At 65.1% G+C, this 5,086-nt stretch carries 5 protein-coding genes; all 5 read right to left on the reverse strand.

Going from position 1 to position 5,086, the window contains the following annotated elements:
* On the reverse strand, positions 1 to 326 hold a 326-nt coding region (locus IG629_RS11665), incomplete at its 3' end, for a hypothetical protein (RefSeq protein WP_193172127.1).
* Between the two features lie 299 nt (positions 327 to 625).
* The gene (locus tag IG629_RS11670) at positions 626 to 3,343 is read right to left on the reverse strand and encodes a cation-transporting P-type ATPase (protein WP_193172128.1); all 2,718 of its coding nucleotides are present in this window, start codon (positions 3,341 to 3,343) and stop codon (positions 626 to 628) included.
* Between the two features lie 88 nt (positions 3,344 to 3,431).
* A complete protein-coding gene (locus IG629_RS11675; RefSeq protein ID WP_028466014.1) occupies positions 3,432 to 3,728 on the reverse strand; it encodes a YciI family protein in 297 nt (98 codons plus the stop codon).
* A 54-nt stretch (positions 3,729 to 3,782) separates the two neighbouring features.
* Complete coding sequence (locus tag IG629_RS11680) at positions 3,783 to 4,661, reverse strand: prephenate dehydratase (protein WP_193172129.1); 879 nt, start codon at positions 4,659 to 4,661, stop codon at positions 3,783 to 3,785.
* Between the two features lie 19 nt (positions 4,662 to 4,680).
* The coding region (locus tag IG629_RS11685) for a cytidylyltransferase domain-containing protein (RefSeq protein ID WP_404923822.1) at positions 4,681 to 5,086 on the reverse strand (406 nt) is incomplete at its 5' end.

Raw genomic sequence — 5,086 nt, forward strand, 5'->3', positions numbered from 1 at the left:
ACGACTGCATCAGCCGATTTCGCCGTCCCCTGGACCAGATAGACCAGCCGGCGTTTTCCCGGGCCGCCGCTGCGGTCCTCGCCCACGCGTCCTTCGTAATATGACTGGTTGTGCCCGATGGATGGCAGCCGTTTCGGGCTGTTCGTGAAGATAGTGGCGTTCAGACCGGTGCAGACATTGTTCGTCATGCAGTAGTTGAGGTCGCGGACCGCTTCTCTTACATCGGACGGCAGACGGCTGCTGCAGGCCCTGATTTTCGCCTCGGCTGCCGAGACAGCGGAAAGCGTCATGAAGGCGACAGCCCCCATCAAAACAAACCTCTTCATTCCAGTTCCCTTTTTCCTTGCAAGGACAAGACGGCCTTGACGGTTGCGCTCTCCGGCCGTGCAGACGCCGGATCGTTACAACCTTCAGACGCATTCGTGCTGATGCTGTGAAGTGCTTTTCATGCCCCTTGCCGGGATCAGAAGAGGGCACCCTGAGGGCTCATGGCAGGCAGCTGGACAGGCCGCCGTCCCCCGCCGTCATCCCGTCGAAGGACGGGATCCATGGATGACGGGCTCCGCTCCACGATCAAAGGACCTCGGCCTGCGCCGGAGTGACGCTGGGCGCGTTACCGCTCAGCTCACTCCGACCGGAGCTTCCAGATGCGCAGGCGGAGCTGTTTTTCCGTTTCGATGATGGCGAACAGCGCCACGCCGATGGCGACGATAAGCACGCCATCCAGGAACGGTACGGGGTGTGTGCCGAAGACGCGTTGCAGCGGCGGGAGGTAGGTGATGATGAATTGTGCGGCCGTAACGGTGGCGACGGTGGCCCAGACGACTTTTGTGCCGCGCGCCGCTTCCCATGTCAGCGAGGTTCCGTAGATATTCCGGATGAAGAACAGGTGGAATATCTCCATGACCACCAGTGTGTTCATGGCCATGGTGCGGGCCAGCTCGACGGGATAGCCGCGATCGGTGGCATAGGTGTAGATACCGAAGACACCGCCGAGAAACAGGGCGGAAACGAAGACGATATGCCAGCCCAGCTCGCCGGTCAGCAGCGGTTCGCCCCGGCGGCGGGGCGGGCGCCGCATCGTGCCCTCTTCCGTCGGCTCGAATGCCAGCGCCATGCCCAGCGTGATGGCGGTGATCAGGTTGACCCACAGGATCTGGACGGGCGTGATCGGCAGCGACATGCCGAACAGCAGGGCGACCACGATGGTCATCGCCTCGCCGGCATTGGTCGGCAGGGTCCAGCTGATAACTTTCTTGATGTTGTCATAGACGGTCCGGCCTTCGCGCACGGCCGCCGCGATGGAGGCGAAATTGTCGTCCGCCAGAACCAGCTCGGCCGCCTCCTTCGCCGCCTCGCTGCCTTTCAGCCCCATGGCGATGCCGGCGTCGGCGCGCTTCAGGGCCGGCGCGTCGTTGACGCCGTCTCCGGTCATGGCAACGGTCAGGCCGTGCGCCTGCAGGGCCATGACCAGCCGTAGCTTGTGCTCGGGGCTGGTGCGGGCAAAGATGTCCGTATCGAGGATGCAAGCGCTCAACTCGGCGTCGCCCATCGCATCCAGATCGGCCCCGGTCAGAACCCTGTCGGGATTTTCGAGGCCGATCTGCCGGCCGATCGCGGCGGCCGTGCCGCGATGGTCGCCGGTGATCATCTTCACCCGGATGCCGGCGCTCCGGCAGTGGGCTACCGCCTCGATCGCTTCCGGCCGGGGCGGGTCGATCAGCCCGACAAGACCGACAAGGGTCAGGCCCCCCTCCACGTCCGAAAATTCGAGTACCGTGTGTGCGGGATCGACCGGCCGCACGGCAAAAGCGAGAACCCGCTGGCCCTGGGCCGCGATCGCCTCGGCCCGGGCATGCCAGTATTCCGCGACCAGCGGCTCGGTGCCCCCTGCCGCGGTCCGCTGCGCACTGCACATTGCGAGGATCTGTTCCGGCGCGCCCTTGACCGACACGAACGCATGATTTTCATGGTCGTGATTCAAGATGGCCATGAACCTGTGCCTGGCATCGAACGGGATCGCGTCGGTGCGCGTCCAGGTGACCAGCTCCGTGCGCCAATCGATACCGACCTTGCCGGAAAGCGCCAGCAGCGCGCCTTCCATCGGGTCGCCCTCGACATGCCAGACGCTGTCCCGTTCGTGCAGGGACGCGTCGTTGCACAGCACCGCCGACCGGCCGAGCTCTTCGAGAATACGGTGCTCCCGCACGCTGGCGGCAGCATTGTCCAGCGTAATCGCGCCGCGCGGCTCATAGCCGGTACCATCCAGCGCGAAGGTATGAAGGTTGGTGACGACCGAGGCGACCATCATCTCGTTCCGGGTCAGCGTCCCGGTCTTGTCCGTGCAGATCACCGAGACGGAGCCGAGGGTCTCGATCGCCGGCAGGCGACGGACAATGGCATTGCGCCGCGCCATGGCCTGAACGCCGACGGCGAGGGTAATCGTCAGAACGGCCGGCAGCCCTTCCGGTATGGCCGCCACCGACAGGCCGACGACAGCCATGAACATCTCGGCGAAGTCGGCATGCCCGACGACATAGCCGAAAACCAGCAAGGCCGCCGCGATCAGCAGGATCAGCACGGTCAGCCACTTGGCAAAGGCGTTCATCTGCCGGACCAGCGGCGTGGTCAGCGTTTCGACGGTGGCAAGCATGCCGCTGATCTTGCCGATCTCGGTACCGGCGCCGGTGGCGACCACGATGCCCCGTCCCTGCCCGCTGGTGACCAGCGTCCCGCTATAGGCCATGCAGACCCGGTCCCCCAAGGGGGCTTCGGGTTTGACCGGCCGGATATGTTTTTCCACCGGCACCGACTCGCCGGTCAGGATGGCTTCCTGTATCTGCAAGCTGCTCACACGCAGAAGCCGCAGATCGGCAGGGACCTTGTCGCCTGCCTCAAGCAGCACGATGTCGCCGGGAACGAGGCTATCGCCCTCCACCGCCCGTCGCTCCCCACCGCGCAGCACAGATGCCTTGAGGGCAAGCATCTTGCGGATGGCGTCCATCGCCCGTTCCGCCTTGCCCTCCTGCACGAAGCCGATGACCGCGTTGGCGACAACGACGGCGAGGATCACAAGCGTGTCTATGAGATGGCCGAGGGCCGCCGTGATCGCGGCGGAGCCGAGCAGAACGTAAATCAGGATATTGTGGAAATGCAGGGCGAAGCGGACGAGCACACTGCGTTTGGCGGGATCCGGCAGGCGGTTGGGGCCGTATTCTTCAAGCCGTGCCGCCGCGTCTTCCATCGAAAGACCGCCGGCATGCGTCTTCAAGTCATGCAGCGCCTCTTCGACCGGCGATGCGTACCAGGCGCTTTCTTTCGCGTTCTTTGCCGCTTCCGTCATGACGCGCTCCCCTGCGGATTTCGAGCGATGCCTCAATGGCCGGAGAGCCGGGGCCTCGCTCGAAATCACATGGCTTTGCCGGCGTCGCTTATCCCTGCAGCGCCTTTTCCCAGATCGTCTTGCGCCACGGTGTCACGATCACCGCTTCGAATACGCCGTTCAGGGCGAAGGGATCGTTCCTGGCAAAGTCTTCCGCCACGGCGCGGTCCTCGGTGTCGAGGATCAGCAGGCTGCCGTCCATGGTCTCGTCCGGCCCGCCCGTGGTGGCGCCGCCGGCCATGATCAGGTCCATCTTGGACTTCAGGTACTCGACATGGGCCGGGCGGTGTTCGACGCGCTTGTCGAGGGCGCCGGGCTTGTCCCGGGCGATGATGGCGTAAGGCATGCGATGCTCCCTTGTGCGTGTGTGTTGGCGGCTTTGTGTGTTGGCGGCGGGCGGTTATTCCCCGCCGTTGCCGTTCTTTGCCTGTTCCAGGCGGAACGGGTGGGCCGGATAGGTGCCGAGGGTCTTGACCGCGCCTTTCGGGCAGAAGAACTGCAATTCCTCCAGCGCCAGCTTCAGCGATGTCTCTTCGGGATGGCCCTCGGCATCGACATAGAACTGCGCCGCCGAGAAATGCCCGCCGACGAGATAGGATTCCAGCTTGGTCAGGTTGACGCCGTTGGTGGCGAAGCCGCCGAGCGCCTTGTAGAGCGCGGCGGGCACACTGCGCACCCGGAAGATGATCGTGGTCACGCACGGACCGTTCCCGGCCGGCGGCACGACGCCCTCGCGGGCCATCAGCAGGAAGCGGGTGGTGTTGTGCTCCGCGTCCTCCACGCCCTCGCGCAGGATCTCCAGACCGTAGATCTCGGCCGCCAGCTTCGGGCCGATGGCGGCGATGGTCTTGTCCCCCAGCTCGGCGATGGAGCGGGCGGCACCGGCTGTGTCGGAATGCTGCACCGGACGGGCGCCGAGTTCGGCCATCAGCAGCCTCGACTGGGCCAGCGCGTGGACGTGGGAGCGGATCTCCTTCACGTCCGAGATTTTCGTGCCGGGCACGCCGAGCAGCATGGCGTTGATGCGCTGGTAATGCTCGCCGATGATATAGAGGCCGGATTCCGGCAGCAGGTGATGGATGTCGGCGACACGGCCGGCGACGGAATTCTCCACCGGCACCATGGCGCACAGCGCGTCCCCACCCTTCACCGCGTCCAGCATGTCCTCAAAGCTCGGGCAGGGCAGCGGCTCCAGGTCGGGACGGACGGCCTGACAGGCCATGTGGGAGTTGGCGCCTAGTTCGCCCTGGAAGGCGATTTTCTGCTTTTGCTCGGACACGGGTCGGGAACTTTCGGGTTCAGGATTTTGCAAGAATTCTGCGGGCTTTTTCCAAGTCCGCCGGAGTATCGACACCGAGCGGAACCGTGTCAACGCGGGCCACGTCGATCCGCATGCCCGCTTCCAGCGGCCGCAGCTGCTCCAGCTTCTCGCGCAGCTCCAGCGCCGACGGCGGCAGCTTGACGAAGCGCTCCAGCGCGGCCCGGCGATAGGCATAGAGCCCGATGAAGTGAAACAGCGGGCCCGGGCCATGGGGCACCGTGGCGCGGCTGAAATACAGCGCCCGGCCCCGGCTGCCATCCGCCTCCCAGGCGACGACAGGCTTGGTCACGCTCGGATTGGTGATGTCGTCCTCGTCCACAATCGGCGCCGCCGGGCCGCCGATATCGACTTCGGCCCGGTCCAGCAATGCCAGGGTCGCCCCC

The sequence above is a fragment of the Nisaea nitritireducens genome (assembly GCF_014904795.1).
Classification (GTDB): domain Bacteria; phylum Pseudomonadota; class Alphaproteobacteria; order Thalassobaculales; family Thalassobaculaceae; genus Nisaea; species Nisaea nitritireducens.

Excerpts from the sequence above, each read along its gene's own strand:
- IG629_RS11670 (WP_193172128.1), bottom strand. The coding sequence starts at position 3,343 with ATGACGGAAGCGGCAAAGAACGCGAAAGAAAGCGCCTGGTACGCATCG.
- IG629_RS11675 (WP_028466014.1), bottom strand. The coding sequence starts at position 3,728 with ATGCCTTACGCCATCATCGCCCGGGACAAGCCCGGCGCCCTCGACAAG.